Origin of the sequence: Bradyrhizobium sp. Bra78 (genome assembly GCF_024519855.1) — a bacterium.
Classification (GTDB): domain Bacteria; phylum Pseudomonadota; class Alphaproteobacteria; order Rhizobiales; family Xanthobacteraceae; genus Bradyrhizobium; species Bradyrhizobium japonicum_G.
The window spans coordinates 123,453-148,809 of record NZ_JALJRE010000010.1; the positions used below are offsets into that span (position 1 = coordinate 123,453).

A 25,357-nucleotide genomic window follows, 5' to 3' on the forward strand; every position below is an offset into this window, starting at 1 on the left:
ATCGATTAATGACAGCGTCCCGACGCATGCGCGCCGGGACCGAACGAGAAGAAGATTGGACGCCATGCAGGTCACAGAAACCCTCTCGGAAGGTTTGAAGCACGAGTTCAAGATCAGCGTTCCCGCGTCTGATCTCGACGCCAAGGCCGGGGCCAAGCTCGTCGACCTCAAGGACAAGGTCCGCATCAACGGCTTCCGTCCCGGCAAGGTGCCGGTCACGCACCTGAAGAAGGTCTATGGCCGCTCGGTGATGGCCGAGACCATCGACCAGACCATCCGCGACACCAACACGCAGCTGTTCTCCGAGCGCGGCTTCCGCCTTGCGACCGAGCCGAAGATCACGATGCCGACCGAGCAGGCCGAGGTCGAGGAGCTGCTGAACGGCAAGACCGATCTGACCTATACGGTCGCGATCGAGGTGGTGCCGTCGATCGCGCTCGCCGACTTCAAGACCTTCGAGGTCGAGAAGCCCGTCGTCGACGTCACCGACGCCGACGTCGACGAGGCGATCAAGCGGATCGCCGATTCGAATCGCGGCTATGCCGCCAAGGGCGAGGGCGCCAAGGCCGAATCGGGTGACCGCGTCACCGTCGCCTTCAAGGGCACCATCAACGGCGAAGCCTTCGAGGGCGGTACCGGCGACGGCATCCAGGTCGTGATCGGCTCCAACACGTTCATCCCCGGCTTCGAGGAGCAGCTCGTCGGTGTCGCCGCGGGCGAGACCCGCACACTGAAGGTGTCGTTCCCCAAGAACTACATGAACGACAAGCTCGCCGGCCAGCCGGCCGAATTCGAGACCACCGCGACGCTGATCGAGGCGCCGCAGGATCTCGCGATCGATGACGAGTTCGCCAAGACGCTCGGCCTGGAATCGCTGGACAAGCTGAAGGAAGCGGCGCGCGAGCGTCTCTCCGCCGAGTTCACGACCGCGACGCGCCAGCGCGTCAAGCGCGCGCTGCTCGACCGCCTCGACGAGGCGCATCGCTTCGAGGCACCGCCCTCGCTGGTCGACGAGGAGTTCAATCTGATGTGGAACTCGGTGAAGGCCGAGATGGACTCCGCCGGCAAGACCTTTGCCGACGAAGACACCACTGAGGACGCCGCCAAGGAAGAGTACCGCAAGATCGCCGATCGCCGCGTGCGGCTCGGTCTCGTGCTCTCCGAGATCGGGGAGAAGAACAAGATCACCGTGACCGACGACGAGGTCGGCCGCGCCGTGATCGAGCGCGCGCGCTCGATGCCCGGCCGCGAGAAGGAGGTCTGGGACTATTACCGCAGCAACGCCCAGGCGTTGGCCCAGCTTCGTGCACCGATCTATGAGGACAAGGTCGTCGACTTCATCCTCGAGCTTGCCAAGGTGACCGAGAAGAAGGTCTCGCGCGAGGACCTCTACAAGGACGACGAAGCGGAAAAGACCGCAGCCTGAAGGGTTTGAGAACGTCTTCCATTAAGAATGATCAGCGAAGAGGTCGAGCTAGCCAGATGGTTGGCTGGGCCTCTTTGCACGAATCAGCTTCAAGTGCTTCACCGATTAAGCCTTAATTCGCTCCGCACTTGTCAGGCGCGAATTGGGCTATATCTGTCGCTACGCCCTCTCGTTCTACAAGTTCCTGCATCACGGGACGTCCATCGGCCTTCCGGCAGATCCAGCCACGACTGGCAGCCAAGACTGGCGATGTCCGCCTCTTAAAACCCTAGGTGACTCATGCGCGATCCGGTTGAAACCTACATGAACCTCGTGCCCATGGTGGTCGAGCAGACCAACCGTGGCGAGCGCGCCTACGACATTTTCTCGCGGCTTCTGAAAGAGCGCATCATCTTCCTGACCGGACCGGTCGAGGACGGCATGTCGACGCTGATCGTCGCTCAGCTCCTGTTCCTCGAAGCGGAAAACCCGAAGAAGGAAATCTCGATGTACATCAACTCGCCGGGCGGCGTGGTGACGTCGGGCCTCGCGATCTACGACACCATGCAGTTCATCCGTCCGCCGGTCTCGACGCTCTGCACGGGGCAGGCGGCCTCGATGGGGTCGCTGCTGCTCGCCGCCGGCGAGAAGGACATGCGCTTCTCGCTGCCGAACGCGCGCATCATGGTGCACCAGCCCTCCGGCGGCTTCCAGGGCCAGGCCACCGACATCATGCTGCACGCGCAGGAAATCCTGAACCTGAAGAAGCGGCTCAACGAGATCTACGTGAAGCACACCGGCCAGACCTACAAGGCGATCGAGGATGCGCTGGAACGCGACAAGTTCCTCACCGCGGCCGACGCCAAGGAGTTCGGCTTGGTCGACAAGGTCATCGACAAGCGCGCCGAGGAACCGGCGTCGGCGAAGACCCCGTAGCATTACCGGCGGTGCAACAGCGATCCCCGGCATGGCAGGGGATCGTCAGGGCCGCGTTCACGTTAAGGGCGCATCCGCTGGGCGCGAAAAGCAGTTTTGCGCCCTGCGACAGGCAGAAAGTTCTGCTTTCGTGCTTGTTTTTCGTGTCAATCCAGCAACGCCGGGGTGATTTCGGTCACTTCGTCCGTACCAAGACCTGAAATCACGGTATTGTCACGGGTAGCCGGCGAACCCCGATTAGCGAATTCTTGATAGTCGGGTGACAGCATGGTTGGCTACGATCGATCGGCTATGATCGCGGAGAATCGAGTGACCGTGATTCGCACGGGATATAACGCGTAGGGTCTTTTTTGGTACGGAATTTGCTCTATTTAAACTTCATCCCGGCCGTCGTGTCGGAATGGAGCGATCGAGCGGAACGGGATCGAACCGCGGACGGAGACATGAATGAGTAAGGTCGGCACGAGCGACTCCAAGAACACGCTATATTGCTCGTTCTGCGGCAAGAGCCAGCACGAAGTCCGCAAACTGATCGCGGGTCCCACGGTCTTCATCTGCGACGAGTGCGTCGAGCTCTGCATGGACATCATTCGCGAGGAGAACAAGTCCTCGCTGGTGAAGTCGCGCGACGGGATTCCGACGCCGAAGGAAATCTGCAAGGTGCTGGACGATTACGTCATCGGCCAGAGCCATGCGAAGAAGGTTCTCTCGGTCGCGGTGCACAATCACTACAAGCGCCTCAACCACCAGACCAAGCACAACGACGTCGAGCTCGCGAAGTCGAACATCCTGCTGATCGGTCCGACCGGTTCGGGCAAGACGCTGCTCGCGCAGACGCTCGCCCGCATCCTGGACGTGCCCTTCACGATGGCCGATGCGACGACGCTGACCGAAGCCGGCTATGTCGGTGAGGACGTCGAGAATATCATCCTGAAGCTGCTGCAGGCCGCCGACTACAATGTCGAGCGTGCCCAGCGCGGCATCGTCTATATCGACGAAATCGACAAGATCAGCCGCAAGTCCGACAACCCCTCGATCACGCGCGACGTGTCGGGTGAGGGCGTGCAGCAGGCGCTGCTCAAGATCATGGAAGGCACGGTGGCTTCGGTCCCGCCGCAGGGCGGCCGCAAGCATCCGCAGCAGGAATTCCTGCAGGTCGACACCACCAATATCCTGTTCATCTGCGGCGGCGCGTTTTCGGGCCTGGAGAAGATCATCTCCGCCCGCGGACGGTCGACCTCGATCGGTTTCGCCGCCCAGGTGCTGGCGCCGGAGGACCGTCGTACCGGCGAGATCTTCCGTCACGTCGAGCCAGAGGATCTGTTGAAGTACGGCCTGATCCCCGAATTCGTCGGCCGTCTGCCCGTGGTCGCGACGCTGGAGGATCTGGACGAGACGTCGCTCAAGAAGATCCTGGTCGAGCCGAAGAACGCGCTGGTGAAGCAATACCAGCGGCTGTTCGAGATGGAGAATATCGAGCTGACGTTCGCCGACGAGGCGCTTGGCGCGGTTGCCCGCAAGGCGATCGAGCGCAAGACCGGCGCGCGCGGACTGCGTTCGATCCTCGAGGCGATCCTGCTCGAGACCATGTTCGACCTGCCGGGCCTCGAAGGTGTGGAAGAAGTCGTGATTTCGCGCGAAGTCGTGGAAGGAACGGCGCGTCCGCTCTACATCTACGCCGATCGGTCCGATCGCGCCGTCGAGAATGCCAGCGCCTGATCTGCGGCGCTGGAACGCTCCAATCGCCTCATCATTCGAGGGCTGCGGAAGGTATCTCCGCAGCCGGTGTTGCGTCGCTTATTTGCGTGCGTAAGCGCCTGATGGCGCGCGTCTTTCAATGACTTGACACCCCCCGGGGCGATAGCCACCTAATGTCGGCGGCGAGCGAGCATTCTCTTCAAGATTCGCCTCAGTTCCGATCCGGCAAGCCGGTCCAACTCGAAAAGGACCGACCGGTTCTGCGGATCACCTCGGCACCTTGTGGCGGTTGCGCATGAGCATGGCGGACTGCGTGCAAGGGGGCAAAGCAAAAGGAAAAGGCCATGACCAATCCAAAACCCAGGCCAACCATCGTCCATGGCGAAACGCACGCCTATCCCGTGCTGCCGCTGCGCGACATCGTCGTCTTCCCGCACATGATCGTTCCGCTCTTCGTCGGCCGCGAGAAGTCGATCCGCGCGCTCGAAGAGGTGATGAAGAACGACGCGCTGATCATGCTCGCGACTCAGAAGAACGCGTCCGACGATGATCCGGCTCCCGATGCGATTTACGAGACCGGTACGCTCGCCAGCGTGCTGCAGCTCTTGAAGCTTCCCGACGGCACCGTGAAGGTGCTGGTCGAAGGGCTCGAGCGTGCGCGCGTGCAGAAATACACCGATCGCGCCGACTATTACGAAGCGACCGCAATTGCGCTCGCCGACACCGATGCGAAGTCGGTCGAAGCCGAGGCCATGGCACGCTCGGTCGTGTCCGACTTCGAGAGCTATGTGAAGCTCAACAAGAAGATCTCGGCCGAGGTCGTCGGCGTCGTGCAGGCGATCACCGATTTCGCCAAGCTCGCCGATACCGTCGCCTCGCATCTCGCCGTCAAGATCGCGGATCGGCAAGGCATCCTGGAGACGCTGTCGGTCACTCAGCGCCTGGAGAAGGTGCTGGGCCTGATGGAGAGCGAGATCTCGGTGCTCCAGGTCGAGAAGCGGATCCGCTCGCGCGTCAAGCGCCAGATGGAGAAGACCCAGCGCGAGTACTATCTCAACGAGCAGATGAAGGCGATCCAGAAGGAGCTCGGCGACGACGATGGTCGCGACGAGCTCGCTGATCTCGAAGAGAAGATCTCCAAGACCAAGCTCTCCAAGGAGGCGCGCGAAAAGGCGCAGCATGAACTGAAGAAGCTGCGTCAGATGTCGCCGATGTCCGCGGAAGCGACCGTCGTGCGCAACTACCTGGATTGGCTGCTGTCGATCCCGTGGAACAAGAAGTCCAAGGTCAAGAAGGACCTGGAATCGGCGCAGGCCGTCCTGGACTCCGATCACTACGGGCTCGAGAAGGTCAAGGAACGTATCGTCGAGTATCTCGCGGTGCAGTCGCGCGCCAACAAGCTGACGGGCCCGATCCTGTGCCTCGTCGGGCCTCCCGGCGTCGGCAAGACCTCGCTCGGCAAGTCGATCGCGAAGGCGACGGGGCGCGAATTCGTGCGCGTCTCGCTCGGCGGCGTGCGCGACGAGGCCGAGATCCGCGGTCACCGCCGCACCTATATCGGCTCGATGCCCGGCAAGATCATCCAGTCGATGCGCAAGGCGAAGTCGTCCAATCCGCTGTTCCTGCTGGACGAGATCGACAAGATGGGCGCCGATTTCCGCGGCGATCCGTCCTCGGCGCTGCTCGAGGTCCTCGACCCCGAGCAGAACGCGACCTTCAACGACCACTATCTCGAGGTCGACTACGATCTGTCCAGCGTGATGTTCATCACGACCGCGAATACGCTCAATATTCCCGGCCCCCTGATGGACCGCATGGAGATCATCCGGATCGCGGGCTACACCGAGAACGAGAAGGTCGAGATCGCGCGCAAGCATCTGATCCCGAACGCGGTGTCAAAGCACGGCCTGGACTCCAAGGAGTTCTCGATCGACGACGACGCGCTGCTGCTTCTGATCCGCCGCTACACCCGCGAAGCGGGCGTGCGCAACCTGGAGCGTGAGCTCTCCACACTCGCCCGCAAGGCGGTGAAGGAGCTGATGATCTCCAAGAAGAAGTCGGTCAAGGTCACCGAGAAGTCTCTCGAAGAGCTTCTGGGCGTGCCGAAGTACCGCTACGGCGAGATCGAGAGCGAGCCGCAGGTCGGCATCGTCACCGGCCTTGCCTGGACCGATGTCGGCGGCGAGCTGCTGACCATCGAGGGCGTCATGATGCCCGGCAAGGGCAAGATGACGGTCACGGGCAATCTGCGCGACGTCATGAAGGAATCGATCTCGGCGGCGGCGTCCTACGTCCGCTCGCGCGCGATCGTCTACGGCATCGAGCCGCCGCTGTTCGACCGCCGCGACATCCACGTGCACGTGCCGGAAGGCGCGACGCCGAAGGACGGTCCGTCCGCGGGTGTCGCCATGGCCACCGCGATCATCTCGGTCATGACCGGCATCCCGGTCCGCCATGATGTCGCGATGACCGGCGAGATCACGTTGCGCGGCCGCGTGCTGCCGATCGGCGGTCTGAAGGAGAAGCTGCTGGCTGCTGCCCGCGGCGGCATCAAGACGGTGCTGATCCCCGAGGACAACGCCAAGGATCTCACGGAGATTTCCGATGCGATCAAGGGCGGCATGGAGATCATCCCGGTCTCCCGTCTCGACGACGTCGTCGCCAGGGCGCTGGTGAAGAAGCCGGTGCCGATCGTCTGGGAAGAAGACACCAAGGTGACGGTGAAGCCGGACGGCGACGAAGCCGCCGGCGGCCTGACCGCTCACTAAGCTCCATCGAAAGATGATAAAACGGCGCCTTCGGGCGCCGTTTTTGTTTTGGGGCAGGGAGCGGCGGACAAGGGGACAAGGACGATGCAGATCGACGGGCAATGCCATTGCGGGCGGATCACCTTTGAAGCCGAGATCGACCCCGAAGCGGTCTCGGTCTGCCATTGCCGGGACTGCCAGACCCTCACGGGATCGCCGTTCCGGGTGACCGCGATCTGCACCAGCGTCGACGTCAAGCTGACCGCCGGCACCCCAAAGGTTTACGGCAAGCGCGGCGACAACGGCCGGATGCGCTTCCAGCATTTTTGTAGCAATTGCGGTTCCCCGCTGTTCACCAGCGGCGAGGGCGAGGAGGCCGGCGATTGGGGGATCCGCTGGGGCAGTATCCGCCAGCGCGACGCCTTGCGGCCGGTGCGGCAGATCTGGTGCCAGTCGGCGGCTGTGTGGATCGATGCGGTACCGCAACTGCCGGGGAGGCCGGGGGACTGACGTTCCATACTTGCCGACCAAGGGCGGGTAGGGATAAAGAAGCGGCGAGGGGCGGTTAGCTCAGCTGGTTAGAGCATCTCGTTTACACCGAGAGGGTCCGCGGTTCGAATCCGTGACCGCCCACCAGCCCCAATTGCATTTTGGAAGAGGGGCTTCGCTCGACGGACAACGACAAATCCGGGCGCTGGCGGCTACCCGAGCTGCCCAAATTTTCGGAGACCCTATGCAGCAGCCAAGCGGACACGAGCAGAACGCCGACCAGATCGCCTATTGGAACGGCCCGAGCGGACAGCGCTGGGCCGATCGCCACGCGGCGCAGGAGAGACTGCTCGGACCCATCGCCGACGTGCTGATCGACCGCGCCAGGCCGAAGCCCGGCGAGCGCGTGATCGACGTCGGCTGCGGCTCCGGTGCGACGACGTGCGCGTTCGCGAAAACGGTGGCGCCCGATGGCTTCGCGCTCGGCCTCGACGTCTCCGATCCGATGCTGTCGCAGGCGCGTGCACTCGCGCCGAAAGGCCTGCCGCTCGATTTCGTGCTGGCGGATGCGACGGTGCATCCGTTCGAGCCGGCGAGCTTCGATCTCCTGGCCTCGCGCTTCGGCGTCATGTTCTTCGCCGATCCCGTCGCGTCATTCACCAATTTGCGGCGTGCGCTGAAGCCGTCGGGACGGCTCGCTTTCGCCTGCTGGCGCGAGCCGAAGGAAAATCCCTGGATGATGGCGCCGCTGATGGCGGTCTACGAACACGTCCCCAAAATGCCGCCGGTCGGGCCCGAGGAGCCCGGGCCTTTCGCCTTTGCCGCGGAAGAGCGCGTGATGCGCATCCTCAGCGGTGCAGGCTTCGTCGATGTGGCGATGGAGCCGCATAATCTGCCGATGGACATCGCGATCGGCGGCGGGATCGATGCCGCGGTCGACGGCGCGTTACAGATCGGTCCGGCCAGCCGCGCGCTGCAGGGCCATCCGCCGGAGACTTACGAGGCCGCCAAGGCCTCGATCCGCGACATGCTGGCGCCATTCCTCAAAGGGCAGTCGGTGGCACTTCAAGGCGCGATCTGGATCGTGACGGCGAAAGCGACGTAGTCACCTCAGCCTGGCTGCCGACCAAACATGGTTGGCGGTCTGCGCGTCACCGCTGCCGGGCCCGGTCATTTGTCGAGCCGGACGTCTGACTCAACTGGCGGATGAAACAGCTTCCGGACGCGCTTGAGAAACCCTGCTCTTGCTGCTAATCCCGCACCTTAATAGAGGTTCAGGACCCATGGCCCAGGTCTCCCGGCTGCCACAGCCCGCGTCTATGGACGGTCTCAAGACGGGGGCGGCCACGTATTCTAGCGGCATCGCCGATGCGCAGAACTACATGAACTGGGTCATCGAGCAGTTCCGCCCCTATCTCACCGGACGCATCGTCGAAGTCGGGTTTGGCCATGGCCTCTACAGCAGAGTGCTCGGGGAACTCGGCGACTATTGCGGCGTGGACCACGATCGCGAAAGCGTCGAGCGCGCCGCCCAGGCCATGCCTGACCGCAGCTTTGCCGTCTGCGACATTCTGGCCGCGGAACAGTTGCATTCGCTGTTTCCGAACGGCGTCGATGCCGTGTTCACCGTCAACGTGCTCGAGCACATCGAGGACGATGCCAAGGCTGTCGCCAATCTGGTCGGCGTGCTGAAGCCGGGCGGACATCTTCTCATAAGCGTCCCGGCTCTCATGCTGCTCTACAACGATCTTGATCGGCTCGCAGGGCACTTCCGGCGCTACAGCACCGCGCGCTTGCGCGATCTCATGACGGGACAGCCGGTCGAGATCGTCCGATTGAGCTATTTCAACCCGATCGGCGGACTGGGATGGCTTGCCAACCGCTTGAAGCGGCATAACTCGCTGAACGACGACGCCGTGAATGGACAGATTGCGCTGTTCGACAGGTACATGGTTCCGTTGTCGCGGGCGCTTGATCCCCTGTCGCGAAGCTTTTTCGGGCAATCCGTCACCTGCATTGCACGGCGCGTATGATTTCCGTCGTCATTCCAGCTCTGAACGAGCGCAACGGCATCGTTGAGACGATCGCGCGGGCGAAATCGGTTCTCGATCGCGCCGAGCTCGCTCCTTATGAGATCATCGTCGTCGACGACGGCTCGAACGACGGCACCGGGGCGCTGGCCGAGCAAGCCGGCGCAAAAGTCCTGAGGCATGCCCACAACATCGGATACGGGCGCTCGCTGAAGGACGGTATTCGCATCGCGGCCTACGACACGATCGTCATCAGCGACGCGGACGGCTCCTATCCGATGGAAGCGATCCCGGCATTGATCGCACGCCTCAACGAAGGTTTCGACATGGTCGTCGGCGCCCGAACCGGCCCGAACTACAGGGAGTCGATGCTGAAGTCGCCGCTTCGTGCGGTGCTGAAGACCATCGTCGAGTTCACCGCCAATCGCGAAATCCCGGACATCAATTCCGGGCTTCGCGTCTTCCAGCGTCGCATCGCCATTTCGTATTTCGAGCACGTCAGCGACCTCTTCAGCTTCACGACCTCGCTGACGCTCGCCTACATGATGAACGCGAAATTCGTCGACTACATCGACATCGACTACAAGGAGCGGATCGGCCGATCCAAGGTCAATCTGTTCCGCGATTCCCTTCGCACGTTGCAGTATGTCCTGGAGGCCTGCACCTACTACAATCCGCTGAAGATATTCGTGCTGCTGGCGATGATGTGCATGGCGCTCGCCGTGGTTTCGCTGATAGGCGGGATCATTCTGCAGGTCGTCAGCGGTTTTGTCCTCGGGGTCGGCGCCATCCTCCTCAGCATTCTCGTCGTCGCGATGGGGCTCCTGGCTGTTCTTCTCAAGCAGATCATGAACCAGCGGCCATGACGACTCCTGACGGCAAAGCGCGATGTGCGGCGTAGCCGGAATTTTTCACCGCGACGGCCGCCCGGTCGATCGCGGCACGGTCGCGGCGATGTCTGCCGCGTTGATCCACCGCGGACCGGACGGCGAGGGCTCCTGGCTGGATCAATCCGTCGGTTTCGCCCACCGGCGGCTCGCCATTCGCGACCTTTCGGAAGCCGGACACCAGCCGATGCTCGATGCGTCCGGCCGCATCGCCGTGACCTATAACGGCGAGATCTACAACGACGGCGAAGTGCGACGCGAGCTCGAACGTTCCTTCGGCTTCCGGTTCCGGGGACATTGCGACACGGAAATTCTTCCCTACGCCTATCTCGCCTGGGGCGAGGCGATGTTCGAGCGGCTGGAGGGCTTTTTCGCCCTCGGCCTCTGGGACCGTCAGGAGCGCCGCCTGATCCTCGCGCGTGACGGGATCGGCATCAAGCCGCTCTACTACTTCGAGGACCGCAGCGACGTCCTGTTCGCGAGCGAAGTCAAGGGAATCTCGGCGAGCCGGCGCGAGGCGCCGCGCATCGATCCCGGTGCACTCCACACCTTCCTGGCCGCCGGGCACACCGGGACGCGGCAGAGCCTGTTTGGCGGGATCAAGCAGGTCCCGCCCGGTACGGTGATGAGCTTCACTGCCGGCGAGCGGACCGAGCGCCGCTTCTGGCGGCCGGTCCGCGCGCCAGCGATCAGCCGCCTGGACGAAGCCGTCGACCGCCTCGAGGCCACGATCCAGACGGTGGTCGAAAGCCAGATGGTGAGTGACGTTCCGCTCGCCGTGCTGCAGAGCGGCGGTATCGACAGTTCGCTTATCAGCCTCACGCTGAAGCGCCTCGGATTGAAGCCGCCTTTGTTCACGGCGGGGGTCTCCGAGAAGAGCCATGATGAGTCGGCTGCAGCGAAGGAGATCGCCGCCGCTGCCGGCTTGTCGGTCAGCGTGGTCGACGGGGAAGGAGGGGAGGACGCCGAGACTGCGCTCCGCGCGGTCGTCTATCATTTCGACGGGCAGTGTGCCGATACGGGCGCGCTCGGCTTCTATCGTCTGGCCGGCGCAGTCCGGCAGCATTGCAGCGTCGTGCTGTCGGGCGATGGCGGCGACGAATTTTTTGCCGGATACGAGACTTATGCTGCAACCGCCATGGCGGAGTCCGTGCGCCGCGTCGTGCCGCGGGGCGTTGCGGGCATGACCGGTCGGCTAGCCTATGCCGCCGTTCGCGGCGATGAAAGACGTCTTCCGGCGGCAGCGCAGCTGGCTCGTTTTGCGCTGGGTCTCGGCGAGGAAGGGGATCGTCCGCATCTGCAATGGCGGCGGCTGGTTCCCCGGTTTCTCGCCGCGAAGATCTATGCGCGCGAGATGGTCGATGTTGCGGCGGCCGACCCGTTCGCCGAATACGCGGAGTACTATTCGGAGCCGCACGACAAGGTGCTGGATCGGGCGCTGGTCGCCGACCAGCGCTTTCACCTCCAGAGCGTGCTTCAGAAGGTCGATGCGATGAGCATGGCGCATTCGCTCGAAGTGCGCGTTCCGATCCTCGATCGCCGGGTCATGGACCTCGCCGGCACGATTGACGTCGCCCTCCTCAATCCCTGGCCGAAGGGCGCGCCAAAATACGTCCTGCGCAAGCTCGCCGAGCGCCTGGGAATGCCCCGGGACGCCGCGTGGTCGCGCAAGCGCGGGTTCAACGTGCCCATTGCGCAATTGATGAGACGCGGAGGTCTGCAGGCAATTTGCGATCGTGTGTTCAATCAGGAGCCGGATGTTTTCGCGCCTTACCTCAATCCGGATGCGATCCGCCTGCTGTGGAAGGACCATCTGGACCGGCGTAGCGACAACGCCTTCGCGCTGTGGCCCGTTCTGACGCTGGGGATATGGCTGATGGGGCTCGCTGCCCCCCGGCCGCGCTGAGCGAGCCGGACCAGCGCCGATGCCGGACCTGAAGCGACAAACGATCGACGATTTCGGAGAGCAGTGGACGGCCTTCCGGGACAACCCTGGCTATTATGGTTCGGCGGAGCTGCTCGCCGATCTGTTCGGTCCACTGCTGACGCTCGATGACGTCAAGGGCGCGCGGGTCGCCGATATCGGAAGCGGCACGGGACGTATCGTCAACATGCTGCTCGACGCCGGGGCCGATCGCGTCGTCGCGGTCGAGCCCTCCGCGGCATTCGAGGTCCTCAAGACCAACACCGTCGCCCGTGCTGACCGCATCGACTATCTCCATGTGCCCGGCGACCAGCTGCCATCCCGTCTGGATCTCGACTACGTCGTCTCGATGGGTGTCTTGCACCACATTCCCGCGCCAAGCCCTGTCGTCCGGGCTGCGTTCGGGGCGCTGCGCCCTGGCGGACGTTGCATCGTGTGGCTCTACGGCTTTGAAGGGAACGAGACCTATCTGTCGATCGCGATCCCGCTGCGCAAGGTCACGGTTCGAATGCCGCACGGGATGCTGGTCGCGCTCTCGCATCTGCTGGAATTCGCGCTGACGACCTATATCGGTCTCTGCCGGATTCTTCCTCTTCCGATGCGGAACTACATGCGTTCCGTCCTGGCAAAGTTTCCGCGTTCGGTTCGTCGCCTGACCATCTACGACCAGCTGAACCCCTCCTATGCGAAATACTATACCCGCGACGAGGCGCAGGCCTTGCTGTCCGATGCCGGATTCGCCGGTGTGGAGCTCTATCACCGGCATGGTTATAGCTGGACCGTGTCCGGCACGCGCCCGGCGCAGTCGCCCGATCAATCCGCGAGCAAAGATAGCGAAGGCGGGCATTGAAAATGGATGGAGCACGGGGCGGGCGCGGGGAGTTTTCCCCTGGATGGCTCGGATGGACGAATTCCGTCGCGTGGTTCTGGGTCTGGGTCTGCGTGATCGGCCTAGCCCTGATGATTCACCTCGCCTTCCTCGTGGCTTGGCCGGATCACTTCATCCACGAGGACGGCGGGCCCTACCTGATTCAGGCAGAATCGATTCTAAGGGGCCAATATATCGAGGACGCGGTGAAGCGTCCGTACGGGGTCGCCGTCTTCCTTGTGCTGCTGTCCAAGATGTTCGGCCCCCACATCCTGGTCTTCGTCATCGCGCAGCACTTGATGAGCGTCGGCACCGCTCTCCTCGTCGCCGCGATCGTGCGTTTTGCCGGCGCGCCCCGCTTCTTCTCGCTTCTGGCCTTTGCCCTTGCGGCGCTGCATGGCCGCATCATCCACTATGACAACACTATCGGCGCAGAGACGATCTCCAATTTTCTGGTCAGCCTGGCGGCCTTCTTTGCCGCCGGAGCGGCGTTGCGCAATTGGCCGGCGTTCCTCGCTTCGGCATGCGTGGGCTTGGTGCTCGGGGCGCTGATGGTTTGCCGCTCGGCGGCGATAGGCCAGGCCGCTGTCATTCTGCTGTGGCTGGCTTCGACCCTGGACACCCGGTTCCTGCGCCGGCTCGGCGTGCTTGGACTTGCGGTCTTTCTCGCTTCGGCCGTCTATCTCACCCCGGCTGTCGTCAACTTCGTGATTGGAAAACCTGCCGCAGGCAACGAGACCCTTGCCGTGATGGCTTTCGTCGTCGGCTATTCCGGTGATTTCGATCACGGCGTTCATCTTGAGCGGAAGGAGCAGGCCAGGGAGTTCGTTCAGAAGATGCGGGCTGCAGACACCCGCAACGGATGGGCCGACAATGGTGAATATCAATGGCCGTTCGGCGCCCTGCAGCGGCTGAAGCGGTCCGGAGACAGCGATGCCGACCTTGAAAGGGTCGTGCGCGACATATTCATCGAAACGCTGACCACGCCGTCAACGCTCTATCGGCATGTCACGAGGCACTTCCTCCGGGAAATGTATTTTCTGCTCTTCGATGCGAATTCGGTGGCGCGGCGGACGCCCAATCCGCAAGCTTACGAGTTCTTCGTCAACCGGGATACGTATCCCTTCTTCGGCAGTCCGACCGGCTTCAAATCCGGCCAGTTGGTTCATGATTACTACAAGCCCTGGTGGCCGCTGTCTCGGCTTCTGCCGACCGCGGATCAGGTGCAGCTCAGACTGAGCCAACTCATGGGGCATGGCTACGCGCCGAGTTCGGACTTGGTAGCGTTCTGCTGCGGGGTGAAGGTGTCGACCGAATACGATGACCGTGCCGGACCGATCGTGTGGTTCTCCTCGGCGACACTGTGTCTCGCTCTCGTCCTGCTGATCGGTGTCCCGGCGGGCCGTGCGGGTTTCATTCGCCGGAGCCCTCGCGGCCTCGTTGCCGTCGGCACGCTGATGGTCCTGCTCGCGCTGGTCAGCGCTGCGTTGCCGGCGTTTCTCATTTATGGGCTTAATCGCTACGCGTATTACGCCATTCCGTTCCTCGGCGGCTCGAGCGCCATGCTGGCGAGCTTGCTGTTCGATCGGATCAGGGCTTTTCGCGGCCGCGCCGGGGACACGGCGGGCCGGGCGAGCGCGTGACTTTGCGGCGCAAGCGGCCTCACACCACATCATCCGGCGCCAGCGCGCAGCCATTGTCGGGATGCGTCTCCACCTGAAGCGTGGTGTGGCCGATGCGGAAGGAGGCCTTCAGCAGCTGCGCGGTCTCCATCAGGAATCCGTCGCCGGCGCCGGCGGGCATGACGAGGTGGCAGGTCAGCGCCGTCTCTGTGGTCGAGATCGGCCAGACGTGGAGATCGTGGATCGCGGAAACCCCCGGGCGCGCCAGCAGGAACGTCCTGATCGCGGCAAGGTCGGTGCCTTTGGGCGCGGCCGCCATCGACATGTCGATGGAGGCGCAAAGCAGGCTGGTCGTGCTCCAGAGGATGGTGGCGCAGATGACGAGGCTGGTGACAGGATCGAGCCAGAGCCAGCCGGTCCAGATGATCAGTGCCGCCGAGATGACGACGCCGAGCGAGACCGCGGCGTCGGCGGCCATGTGCAGATAGGCGCCTTCGATGTTGATGTCGTCCTTGCGTCCGCGCGCGAACAGCATCGCCGTAAAGCCGTTGACGAGGATGCCGATGCCGGCGACCGCCATCACGGTGACGCCCGCGATCGGCTCCGGCTCGCGCAGTCGCAAGATCGCCTCCCAGCCGATCGCGCCGGTCGCGACCAGCAGGAAGACTGCGTTGGCAAGCGCCGCCAGGATGGTGGAGGCGCGCAGGCCGTAGGTGAAACGTCCGCTCGGCGCGCGCCTTGCCGCGATCGATGCGCCCCAGGCCACGACCAGGCCGAGCACATCGGAAAGGTTGTGGCCGGCATCGGCAAGGAGGGCGGTGGAGTTGCCGATATAGCCGTAGACGGCCTCGGCCACGACCAGCGCGGTGTTGAGCGAGATGCCGATCGCGAATGCCCTGCCGAAACTGGCGGGCGCGTGGACATGCGTGTGGCCAAAACCATGATCATGCCCATGACCATGACTGCGGTCGTGACCGTGCCCATGATCGTGGCCGGCATGGTCATGATGGTGATGACCGTGATGGTCGTGGCTGCCCAAATCTACCGCTCCCCGGAAGCTAACAAATCAGGTCCCATTGTAGGCGTTTCGGTGCCTGCGTCACGGCGGAACAGCAGGTAGAGTGCAGGCAGCACCAGGAGCGTCAGCACGGTCGAGGAGATGATGCCGCCGATCACCACGGTCGCGAGCGGCCGCTGCACCTCGGCTCCGGCCCCGGTGGCAAGGGCCATCGGCACGAAGCCGAGCGAGGCGACCAGCGCCGTCATCAGCACCGGACGCAGCCGCGTCAGCGCGCCCTCGCGAACGGCCTCCGGGACGGGACGCCCCTCGCTGCGCAGCCGCTCGATGAAGGTGATGATGACGAGCCCGTTGAGCACGGCGACGCCGGAGAGCGCGATGAAGCCGACACCGGCGCTGATCGACAGCGGGATGCCGCGCAGCAGCAGCGCCATCACGCCGCCGGTCAGGGCCAGCGGCACGCCGGAGAACACGAGAGCCGCATCGGCCGCCGATCCCATGCCCATGAACAGCAGCAGGAACACGAGCAGCAGCGCCACCGGCACCACGATCGTCAGCCGTTTGGTCGCGGAGACCAACTGCTCGAACTGTCCGCCCCAGCCGATCCAGTAGCCGGGCGGCAGCTTGACCTTCTCTGCCACTGCGTTCTGGGTCTCGGCGACAAAGGAGCGAAGGTCGCGCCCGCGAACGTTGGCCATGACCACCACGCGGCGCTTGCCGTTCTCGCGGCTGATCTGGTTGGGGCCGGGTGCGATCTCGATCGTCGCGACGGAGGACAGGGGCACGTAGCGGAGCGCTGCGTTTCCGCCCGGCCATGCGGTTTTGGTGACCGCCGGTGCATCCTCGCCCGGCGGCAGCGGGATGGGTAGCGACTTGATCGTGTCAGGGTTGGCACGCAGGCTTTCCGGCAGCCGCACCACGATGTCGAAGCGGCGATCGCCCTCGAACAGCTTTCCGACCGGTTTTCCCCCGATCGCGATCTCGACGAGGTTCTGCACCTCGCTGAGGCTGAGGCCGTAACGCGACAGCGCCTGGCGGTCGAGCTTCACCGTGAGGATCGGCAGGCCCGCGATCTGCTCGGTCTTGACGTCGGCCGCGCCCTCGATGGCGTGGACGACCCCGTTGACCTGCTGGGCGATGCCGGCAAGCACGTCGAGATCGTCGCCGAAGATCTTCACGCCGACGTCGCTGCGGATGCCGGCAATGAGCTCGTTGAAGCGCATCTGGATCGGCTGGGTCATGCCATAGGCCGTGCCGGGCAGGGTGTTGGCGGCGCGTTCGAGCTCGGCGACCACCTCGTCCTTGGGCTTGCCTGAATCGGGCCATTCGTCGCGTGGCTTGAGCGTGACATAGGTGTCGGTCATATTCGGCGGCATCGGATCGTTGGCGATCTCGGCGGTGCCGATCTTGGAGAAGATGGTCGCGACCTCCGGTACCTGCTTGATCGCCTTTTCCAGCCGAAGCTGCATGTCGACGCTCTGGGTCAGGCTGGTGCCGGGAATCCGGATGGTCTCGATGGTAATGTCGCCTTCATCCAGGCTCGGGATGAATTCGCCGCCCATGCGCGTCGCGGCGAAGACGCTGCCGGCGACGATCAGCATGGCGCCAAAAGCGACGCTGCCGCGGTAGCGGATGGCGCGATCGAGCAGCGGCACGTAGAAGCGCCTGGCCGCTCGCATGAAGATGTTCTCCTTCTCCGAGATCCTGCCGGTGACGAAGATCGCGACCGCGGCCGGGACGAAAGTGATCGACAACAGCGCCGCACCGGCAAGCGCCATCAGCACGGTGAGCGCCATCGGCGTGAACATCTTGCCCTCGGTCCCCGTCAGGGTCAGGACCGGCAGGTAGACCACGGCGATGATCAGCGTGCCGAACAGGCTCGGCTTGATGACCTCGCTGCTGCCGGCGCGGATCGTCTCCATCCGCTCTTCGAGCGACAGCGGCCGGCTGCGCAGGTGCTGCTCGGCAGCGAGCAACCGCAGACAGTTCTCCACGATGATGACCGCGCCGTCGACGATGATGCCGAAGTCGATCGCACCGAGGCTCATCAGATTGGCGCTGACCTGGCTCTCGACCATGCCCGTGATCGTGAACAGCATGGAAAGGGGAATGACACAGGCGGTGATCAGCGCAGCGCGGATGTTGCCGAGGATCAGGAACAGCACCGCGATAACCAGCGCGGCGCCCTCGATGAGGTTCTTCTCGACGGTCTGGATGGTGGCTTCCACCAGGTGCGTGCGGTCATAGACGGCGCGCGCGATCACGCCATCAGGGAGCGATTTCGCGACCTCCGCGAGCCGCGCCTTCACGCGCTGGGCTACCGTGCGGCTGTTCTCGCCGATCAGCAGCATGGCGGTGCCGAGCACGGTTTCGCTGCCGTTTGCGGTCGCAGCGCCCGAGCGCAGGTCGTGGCCTTCCTGGACGTCCGCGACGTCTCGGATGCGCACCGGGACGCCGCCGCGCGAGCCGATCACGATGTCGCGGATTTCCGCGATATTGGCGACCTGGCCCGGGGCGCGGACGAGATATTGCCCGCCGTTGCGCTCGATATAGCCGGCACCGACATTGGCGTTGTTGGCGGCCAGCGCCGTCATGATGTCGCGAAAGCCGAGCTTGTAGGCCATCAGCCGGCCGGGGATCGGCAGCACGTGGAACTGCCGCTCGTAACCGCCGATCGAGTTGACCTCGATCACGCCCGGAATGGTGCGCAGTTGCGGCTTGATGATCCAGTCCTGGATGGTGCGCAGCTCCGTCGGCGTGAACTCGGCACCGGTCTGTGACTTCGCGCCGGCCTTGGCCTCGACGGAGTAGACATAGATCTCGCCAAGGCCGGTCGAGATCGGCCCCATCGCGACCTCGGTTCCGGCTGGAAGCTGGTCCTTTGCCTGCTGGATGCGCTCGTTGACGAGCTGCCGCGCGAAATAGATGTCGGTGCCGTCCTCGAATACGACGGTGACCTGGCTCAGGCCATAGCGTGAGATCGAGCGGGTGTATTCGAGCTTGGGCAGCCCGCCCATCGCGGTCTCGATCGGGAAGGTGATGCGCTGCTCGGATTCGAGCGGCGACAGGCCCGGCGCGCGCGTGTTGATCTGGACCTGCACGTTGGTGACGTCAGGGACCGCGTCGATCGGCAGGCGGGTGAAATTCCAGGCGCCGAAGGCGCCGGCTGCGAGCGCGAACAGGACCACGAGCCATCGTTGGCGAAGGGAGAAGCCGAGGAGCGCGTCAATCATGGTCGGCGTCTCCCTTGCCCATCTCCGCCTTGACCACAAAACTGTTCTCGGCGACGTAGCGCTCGCCGGCCGAAAGGCCGGCGCGGATCTCCACGAATCTCGGGTCGGAATCACCTGTTTCCACCGGGCGCGCCTCGATCTTGTCGCCGTCCTCGCGAACGAACACGATGGTCCTGTTTTCCAGCGTCTGGATTGCGCTCTTGCGCACGGCGACCGCGACGTCGCGCGCTGCGAGGATCAGCCGCGCCGTGACGAACAGTCCGGGCCGCAGGCGCCCGTCCGGATTTGGCAGCACCACGCGCGCAAGTGCGGTCTGGGTCTCGCTGCTGCCGATCGGCGCCATGTAGGAGATCGTGCCCTTGATCTCGCCGCGGCCGTCGTCGGGATCGATCAGCACCTCGTCGTTGAGGCGGACGCGCTTCAGGTCCTGCCGGTAGATCGACAGATCGACCCAGATGGAGGACAGGTCGGCGACGACGAAGGCGGGCTTCTGTTCGGAGGCGTATTCGCCGAGCGAGATCTGCCGCTCGATGACGGTGCCCGCGAGCGGCGCCTTGAGCTCGTAGACGGTCAGGCTCTGGTTGCTCTCGATGGTGGCGAGCAGATCGTCCTTGCCGACCTTGTCGCCGATGCGCTTCAGGATCGATTTTGCAACTCCGGGAAAGCGCGGCGTGACCTGAACGACCGCCTCCTGGTTGGCGCGCAAAATGCCGTTGAAGGCGAGCGTGTCGGTCAGCGTCGCGCTGGCGGCTTCCGCCAGCGTCACGCCCGCGGCGGCCAGCTTGACGTCGGAGATGCGGATGCGGTCGGCGCCGTGCTCGTCCTGCTCGACATGGTCGTTCGGCTTCTCCGGCTTCTTATCCGCGGCATGCTCGGCGGGCGTGACCCTGACCGGTGCGAGCAGGGAATAGCCGTAGGCGCCGAGCGCGGCGGCCACGACGGCGACGAGAATGGCAGAGGAGGTCTTCATCGTGCGCTCTCCCGCGCCAGCGTGAAGGGATTGCCGACGAGGCCCTCGATGGTCGCCACACCCGCGTGGAAATTCTGCAGCGCTTCCTGCTCGCGCAGCCGCGCCTGGGCGACGCTCGCCTGGGCGTCGAGCACTTCGAGCAGGGTGAAGCGGCCCTGGCCATAGCCTTGGGAAATGGCTTCCGAAGCTTCCGCAGCCTTGGGAATGGCGGTCTCGCGCAGCACCGCGAGCTCGCGCAGCGAGCCCTGGAGCGAGTCGTAGGCGCGGCCGGCGACCACGATCAGAGTGTTGCGGTTGGCCTCGCGCTCGGCCCTGGTCTTGGCGAGGCTTTCCTGCGCGGAGAGAATATTGCCCTGGTTCTGGTCGAACACGGGGATCGGCACCGAGACGGTGAGCCGAACCGCGTCGTCATTGGTCTCGTTGAAATGGCGCCAGCCGGCGGCGATCCGCACGTCGGGATAGGGCCGGAGCCGCGCCATCAGCAGCTCGGCGTTGCGCTGGGCATAAATCGCGGTCCAGCGCACCAGCTGCGGATTGGCATCGATGGCGGCGACGACCGACTGGAACGTCGGCGGCCGTCCCATGGTGTCGAGCCGCCCCGAGACCTCGCCGAATTTTGCGGCAGGGTCTCCCATCAGCACCGCAAGCTCGCGCCGGGCGCTGGCCAGCGTCGCCTTGAAGCGTTCGCGATCGGCCTTCACCAGTGCGGATGCCACTTCCGCACGGCCGGTTTCGGCCGGCGAGGAGGCGCCGGCTTCGACGCGCCGGCGCAAGAGCGGCGTCAGCCGGTCGATGGCTTCGATCTGCTCGTCGAGGATATGGATCCGCCGCTGGGCGCCGAGCACGCCGAGGAAGGCGATCGCGGTCTCCGACAGCACCTCGAGCCGGACAGCCTTGCGCTGGATCGCGGCGACCTCGATGCCGGCTGCGCCCGCGGCGATCCGCGCATCGCGCTTGCCGAACAGCTCGAAGGCCTGGCTGATCTGGAGCGTTGTTTCGGCGGATTTCGTGCCGCGATAGATGCCCGAGCCGAGCGAATTGTCCTGCTCGTAGGACAGTTCCGGATTGAGCAGGGCGCCCGCCTGGATACGCTGGCCCGTGGCGATACCGACATCGCGCTCCGCCGCCGTCAGGCGCGGGCTGGCCGCCAGAGCGCGCGACAGTGCGGCGCGCATGGTCAGGGTCTGGGCGTGCGCGTGCTGCGTCAGCCAGGGGCCAACGAGAATCGCCATCGCGCACGCAAGGCGCGCGGCAGTTCGTCTGCAAGACATGAAGATGACCTGTGAACAAAAGCAAGATGGGCGCGTGGGCGCCCGGCTGATCGGTTCAGGTCAGATGTTTGGGGGGTGGGGATGTCGTGTCGGGTGCGATGCCGACGAGCGTCGGCTGCTTCTGCGCGACCGGTGCGGCAACGATGTCGCCCGCGGCTCCTGAATGCAGCGGCTGTGCGACAGCGATCGAGAAGCAGCCATGGCAGTGATGGCCACCGAGCCCCTTGTGATCGCCATGGCCGGCGGAACCGTCGTCGAGGATCGCGGCGATCTCCGAGCCGCCGGAGGGGCTCGTGACATCGATGTCGTGCGCGCCATGGAGCGCGCCCGACAGCAGGTACATGGCCGCAACGAGGACAGCCACGAGCCCGCGCCAGTGGCGCAGGTCACATAGGCTGTAGGCTCGGCGGATCGAAGTCACTGTTGCGCTCGGGTTCCTGATCCGCCTGCGGTAGCATGGCGGCCGGAACAGTGTCGACCCGCAATAGTGTTACGTCGGGGGAACTCGATGTCGCACGCTGCTGGATACAAAAAGGCCCCAGCCCGGGGCTGACCGGCTGAGGCCTTTTGTGCTCACAATTTTTATCCTTGGGATTCGCACGGGCAACCCGCAGCCAGGCGGCTCGTTCCTGCCGGCGGCAGAAAAATTAGGAACGTTCGGCAGCCCCTCTCATTAGCGCCCCGGAGCATGTGAGGAGGATGGGACTATGGACGGATTGATCTATCTGATCGGCTTGATCGTCGTGATCATGGCGATCTTGTCGTTCTTCGGCCTGCGCTGAGGGAGCGGCGATGGCGATGGAAACTCTCGCGCGGGAAGACATCATGGATGCCGGCGGCGGCGCTGCCGAGGAACGCCGAAGCATCCAGTGGAGCTCGGTCCTCGCAGGCGCGTTGGCCGCCGGTGCGATGTCGTTCATCCTGGTCGGCTTTGGCGTTGCAGTCGGCCTCGGTGTCAGTTCGGCCTCGCCGACCTGGCGCGATGCATCGGCGGCGCTCGCTCTGCTTTCCGGGCTGTATCTGATCGTCCAGGCGATCGTCAGCTTCGGCTTCGGCGGTTATATCGCCGGCCGAACAGCGCGTCCGGCGCCCGCGCTGGCGACGATCGAGGACGACGGCGAGCGCCGGGACGGTCTTCATGGGCTGACGTCTTGGGCCCTGGCCGTGCTGATCGGCGCCGGGCTGCTGGCACTCATCGGCGCATCGGCGACCGACCGTTCGCCGATGCGCGTCTCGAGCGCGAATGCGACCCCCGCCGAGCCGCTGTTGAGCTACGAGCTCGACAAGCTGTTCCGCGCGCCGCGGCGGCCTCCCGGCACCGACATGCGGGAAACCCGCGCCGAGGCCGGACGCATCCTGATGACATCGTCGAGCCATAGCGGCGTCAGCACCGATGATCGAACCTATCTCGTGCAGCAGGTCGCCGCGGCGACGGGCTTGGCTGCGCCGGACTCCGAACGGCGGGTCGATGCGGTGATCGCGGACGCCCACACGGCAATCAGCCGCGCGCGGCGCAACTCGGTCATCGTCGCCTTTTCCGTTGCGGCGGCGGCGCTGATCGGTGCCGCGGTGGCCTGGGCTGCTGCAGTTGCCGGCGGCCGGCACCGCGATGGCGAACCTCTGCCGAACTGGATGGCAAGCTCGAACCGCTTCCATCGCAGTCCGCGCGCGATGCCGGTGCCGTAACCTGCAGGATGATGGCCGGGAGCAATCCCGGCCACATAGCGTTGACCAGCGGCGCTACGCCTTCTCCTCCCAGATCATCGCAAGGTGCACGATGGTCTGCACCGCCTTCTCCATGTCCTGGCGGCTGACCCATTCCAGGCGCGAGTGGAACGCGTGTTCGCCGGCGAAGATGTTGGGGCAGGGCAGGCCCATGAAGGACAGCCGCGAGCCGTCGGTGCCGCCGCGGATCGCGGTGCGCATCGGGCGCAGGCCCGCGCGGCGGATCGCCTCGATGGCGTATTCGAGGATGTGCGGGTGACGGTCGATCACCTGCTTCATGTTGCGGTACTGCTCCCGCACCTCGAATTTGTAGGTCGAGCGCGGATAGTCCTTCATCACGTCCTTGACGATGGTCTCGAGCAGGACTTCCTTTTCCTTCAGTCCCTCCTCGGTGAAGTCGCGTACGATGAAGGAGAGCGTCGCCTGCTCCAGCGCACCGTCGATTCCGATCGGGTGCAGGAAACCCTGCTTGCCCGAGGTCGTTTCCGGCGAGCAGCCTTCCTTGGGCAGACGCTCGACGATGGCGGCCGCGATCTTGATCGCGTGCTCCATCTTCCCTTTGGCATAGCCGGGATGGGCGCTGACGCCGTTGATGGTGATGGTGGCCCCATCAGCCGAGAAGGTCTCGTCCTCGACGGAGCCCGCGCTTTCGCCGTCCATGGTGTAGCCGAAATCGGCGCCGAGTTTCTTGATGTCGACATTGTCGACGCCGCGGCCGATCTCCTCGTCCGGCGTAAACAGGATCTTGATGGTGCCGTGCTTCACGTCGGGGTTGTTGATGAAGAAATGCGCGGCATCTATGATCTCGGCGACGCCGGCCTTGTTGTCGGCGCCGAGCAGCGTGGTGCCGTCGGTGGTGATGATGTCGTTGCCGATCTGGTTCTTAAGCGCGGGGTGCTCGGCGAAGCGGATCACCTGGCTGGTGTCGCCCGGCAGCGTAATGTCGCCGCCGCGATAGTTCTTCACGATTTGCGGCTTGACGTCCTTGCCGGTGACGTCGGGCGAGGTGTCCATGTGCGAGCAGAAGCAGATCACCGGCACCTTCTTCGGTGTGTTGGCCGGGATCGTTCCGTAGACGTAGCCGTAGTCGTCGAGATGGGCGTCCGCGACGCCCATGGCCTGCAGTTCGGCGGCGAGCACGCGGCCGAGATCCTTCTGCTTCTCGGTCGAGGGCGAGGCCGGGGAGTCCGGATCGGACTGGGTGTCGATGGTGACGTAACGCAGGAAGCGCTCGGTCACGGTGTGCGAAAAGGGGAGGGAGGACATTTCTGATCAAACCGCCGGGCGTGAGGGGGAGTAGGCGGTATACCAGAAAAGCGGGCCACGTTGCGGCTGGGGCGACGCCGGATCAGGCTTAACAAAACGTAATATCAGATCGCCTCTTTCAGTTCCTTGACCGGGCGGAAGGCGACCTTCTTGCTGGCCTTGATGTGGATCGGTTCGCCGGTGGCCGGATTGCGGCCGGTGCGGGCGGCGCGCTTGCGGACCTGGAGGATGCCGAGACCCACGATCCGGACGCGGTCGCCCTTCTTGAGGTGCTTGGTGATCAGATCGACCATGTCGGTCAGGACGGCCTCGGCGCGCTTCTTCGACATGTCCTGGCTCTCCGCAATGTCGGCGGCGAGGTGTTTCAGCGTAATGGTGGCGGGAGCGGCTGCTTTCTTCGCCGAATCCTTCTTAGCCATGTCTGGCCTCCTCGATGGTCCAATGACAAGGGAAGCCCGGAAAGGCCGGGAAATCGTGGGGATCCCTCCAAGTCGTGGAAGGCCTAGACGATTCGGGCGCGGGCTGACTATGCCGCGAGTTCCCGACGGACGCCGGCAATCGCCGGCACAGCCGCGAAAGGCGTCGAGAAGTTTGATCTAAGGCTATGAAGGGATTGCCAAAATGGCGCGAGAGACGGGGCTCGAACCCGCGACCTCCGGCGTGACAGGCCGGCGCTCTAACCAACTGAGCTACTCCCGCGTGGTTCGCTGAAAGCGCGCGGAACGAGGGGGGACTTAAAGGCGGGGCTTGGTGAAGTCAAGGATGTTGCGCTTTGCCGGGGTGCCCCGGCTAAGTATTGCTTTGGAAAACGAAAAGGCCGCCCGGAGGCGGCCATTGGTCAGCCCGGAACAGGGCGTGTCAGCGAATCTCCGACGTCCCCGCGCTGGTCACCGCCACCGGCTTGCCGGCCTTGATGACGTGGGTGGACTGGGCGGTCTGGCTGAGATCGGCATTGGTGCGGGCCGCGATCCCGAAGCCGGTGACCAGAATGCCAGCCACCAGTGCCACCACCACGATCTTCAGGTGGGTACCGCGATCAGCAGAGTGAATTGAGTGGTTCATCTGAGCCTCCCGACGGGCTTTGCCGCCGTCTATGGCTCTTGTCTTAAGGACCGTCTGTTTCCGGATGGTTTCGCGGGTTCCGCAAAATGGTTTCATCTGGCCGATTAGCCGGTTTCTCCCTGGGGGCGGCCGAAGGGCCTTACGCGGTCTTACCTGGCGCGTAATCGCGGGGGCGATCCCGCCTTGTCATGATCGTTTCCATCGGC

Annotated in this window: 20 protein-coding genes and 2 tRNA genes; 13 read left to right on the plus strand and 9 right to left on the minus strand. The window is 64.3% G+C overall.

The genetic code is table 11. The features are described from left to right. Positions 1-64: 64 nt before the first annotated feature. From tig to OC450_RS22450, 12 genes are all read left to right on the plus strand, one after another. Complete coding sequence (tig, locus tag OC450_RS22395) at positions 65-1,426, plus strand: trigger factor (protein WP_211386003.1); 1,362 nt, start codon at positions 65-67, stop codon at positions 1,424-1,426. Between the two features lie 279 nt (positions 1,427-1,705). Next, positions 1,706-2,341: an ATP-dependent Clp protease proteolytic subunit gene (locus OC450_RS22400; protein WP_211386004.1), complete on the plus strand. Its 636-nt coding sequence runs from the start codon at positions 1,706-1,708 to the stop codon at positions 2,339-2,341. A 447-nt stretch (positions 2,342-2,788) separates the two neighbouring features. Continuing rightward, the gene (gene clpX / locus OC450_RS22405; RefSeq protein ID WP_211386005.1) at positions 2,789-4,060 is read left to right on the plus strand and encodes an ATP-dependent Clp protease ATP-binding subunit ClpX; all 1,272 of its coding nucleotides are present in this window, start codon (positions 2,789-2,791) and stop codon (positions 4,058-4,060) included. Positions 4,061-4,383: 323 nt separating this feature from the next. Then, complete coding sequence (gene lon, locus OC450_RS22410; RefSeq protein WP_211386006.1) at positions 4,384-6,807, plus strand: endopeptidase La; 2,424 nt, start codon at positions 4,384-4,386, stop codon at positions 6,805-6,807. An 84-nt stretch (positions 6,808-6,891) separates the two neighbouring features. Next, the gene (locus OC450_RS22415) at positions 6,892-7,296 is read left to right on the plus strand and encodes a GFA family protein (protein WP_211386007.1); all 405 of its coding nucleotides are present in this window, start codon (positions 6,892-6,894) and stop codon (positions 7,294-7,296) included. 49 nt (positions 7,297-7,345) lie between these two features. After that, a tRNA-Val gene (locus OC450_RS22420) sits at positions 7,346-7,422 on the plus strand. Between the two features lie 97 nt (positions 7,423-7,519). Beyond that, positions 7,520-8,380, plus strand: a complete 861-nt coding sequence (locus OC450_RS22425; RefSeq protein ID WP_262048697.1) for a class I SAM-dependent methyltransferase — start codon at positions 7,520-7,522, stop codon at positions 8,378-8,380. 178 nt (positions 8,381-8,558) lie between these two features. Continuing rightward, positions 8,559-9,308, plus strand: coding sequence for a class I SAM-dependent methyltransferase (locus OC450_RS22430; protein WP_256807181.1), 750 nt, complete (start codon positions 8,559-8,561; stop codon positions 9,306-9,308). Then, complete coding sequence (locus OC450_RS22435) at positions 9,305-10,171, plus strand: glycosyltransferase family 2 protein (RefSeq protein ID WP_262048698.1); 867 nt, start codon at positions 9,305-9,307, stop codon at positions 10,169-10,171. Before OC450_RS22430 ends, OC450_RS22435 begins: the two co-directional genes overlap by 4 nt. 22 nt (positions 10,172-10,193) lie before the next feature. Further along, a complete protein-coding gene (gene asnB, locus OC450_RS22440) occupies positions 10,194-12,098 on the plus strand; it encodes an asparagine synthase (glutamine-hydrolyzing) (protein ID WP_262048699.1) in 1,905 nt (634 codons plus the stop codon). 19 nt (positions 12,099-12,117) lie between these two features. Further along, entirely contained in the window at positions 12,118-12,966 is an 849-nt protein-coding gene (locus OC450_RS22445; protein ID WP_262048700.1) for a class I SAM-dependent methyltransferase, read from the plus strand. Between the two features lie 2 nt (positions 12,967-12,968). Continuing rightward, the gene (locus OC450_RS22450; protein WP_262048701.1) at positions 12,969-14,627 is read left to right on the plus strand and encodes a hypothetical protein; all 1,659 of its coding nucleotides are present in this window, start codon (positions 12,969-12,971) and stop codon (positions 14,625-14,627) included. 19 nt (positions 14,628-14,646) lie between these two features. On the opposite strand, the gene OC450_RS22455 is transcribed toward OC450_RS22450, so the two are convergent. The 5 genes from OC450_RS22455 to OC450_RS22475 are packed head-to-tail and all read right to left on the minus strand — an operon-like array spanning position 14,647 to position 21,462. Further along, on the minus strand, positions 14,647-15,645 hold the full coding sequence (locus OC450_RS22455) for a cation diffusion facilitator family transporter (RefSeq protein ID WP_262048702.1): 999 nt from the start codon (positions 15,643-15,645) through the stop codon (positions 14,647-14,649). Between the two features lie 2 nt (positions 15,646-15,647). Beyond that, positions 15,648-18,857, minus strand: coding sequence for an efflux RND transporter permease subunit (locus tag OC450_RS22460; protein WP_262048703.1), 3,210 nt, complete (start codon positions 18,855-18,857; stop codon positions 15,648-15,650). Further along, positions 18,850-19,827 (minus strand): divalent metal ion exporter adaptor subunit IhpB, encoded by a 978-nt coding sequence (ihpB, locus tag OC450_RS22465; RefSeq protein ID WP_211386016.1) that lies wholly within the window; start codon positions 19,825-19,827, stop codon positions 18,850-18,852. The genes OC450_RS22460 and ihpB overlap by 8 nt, the downstream gene beginning before the upstream one ends. Beyond that, the gene (gene ihpA / locus OC450_RS22470; protein ID WP_256807187.1) at positions 19,824-21,098 is read right to left on the minus strand and encodes a divalent metal ion exporter subunit IhpA; all 1,275 of its coding nucleotides are present in this window, start codon (positions 21,096-21,098) and stop codon (positions 19,824-19,826) included. The genes ihpB and ihpA overlap by 4 nt, the downstream gene beginning before the upstream one ends. A 55-nt stretch (positions 21,099-21,153) precedes the next feature. After that, a complete protein-coding gene (locus OC450_RS22475; protein WP_410050521.1) occupies positions 21,154-21,462 on the minus strand; it encodes a hypothetical protein in 309 nt (102 codons plus the stop codon). A 428-nt stretch (positions 21,463-21,890) separates the two neighbouring features. Between OC450_RS22475 and OC450_RS22480 the strand changes: the two genes are divergently transcribed. Further along, positions 21,891-22,784, plus strand: coding sequence for a hypothetical protein (locus tag OC450_RS22480; protein WP_262048704.1), 894 nt, complete (start codon positions 21,891-21,893; stop codon positions 22,782-22,784). A 54-nt stretch (positions 22,785-22,838) separates the two neighbouring features. On the opposite strand, the gene pepT is transcribed toward OC450_RS22480, so the two are convergent. From pepT to OC450_RS22500, 4 genes are all read right to left on the minus strand, one after another. After that, positions 22,839-24,089, minus strand: a complete 1,251-nt coding sequence (gene pepT, locus OC450_RS22485; RefSeq protein WP_262048705.1) for a peptidase T — start codon at positions 24,087-24,089, stop codon at positions 22,839-22,841. A 104-nt stretch (positions 24,090-24,193) separates the two neighbouring features. After that, the gene (locus OC450_RS22490) at positions 24,194-24,508 is read right to left on the minus strand and encodes an HU family DNA-binding protein (RefSeq protein ID WP_211386020.1); all 315 of its coding nucleotides are present in this window, start codon (positions 24,506-24,508) and stop codon (positions 24,194-24,196) included. A 203-nt stretch (positions 24,509-24,711) separates the two neighbouring features. After that, positions 24,712-24,788: transfer RNA gene (locus OC450_RS22495), tRNA-Asp, on the minus strand. Between the two features lie 159 nt (positions 24,789-24,947). Next, positions 24,948-25,151, minus strand: a complete 204-nt coding sequence (locus OC450_RS22500; RefSeq protein ID WP_211386021.1) for a hypothetical protein — start codon at positions 25,149-25,151, stop codon at positions 24,948-24,950. Positions 25,152-25,357 lie beyond the last annotated feature (206 nt).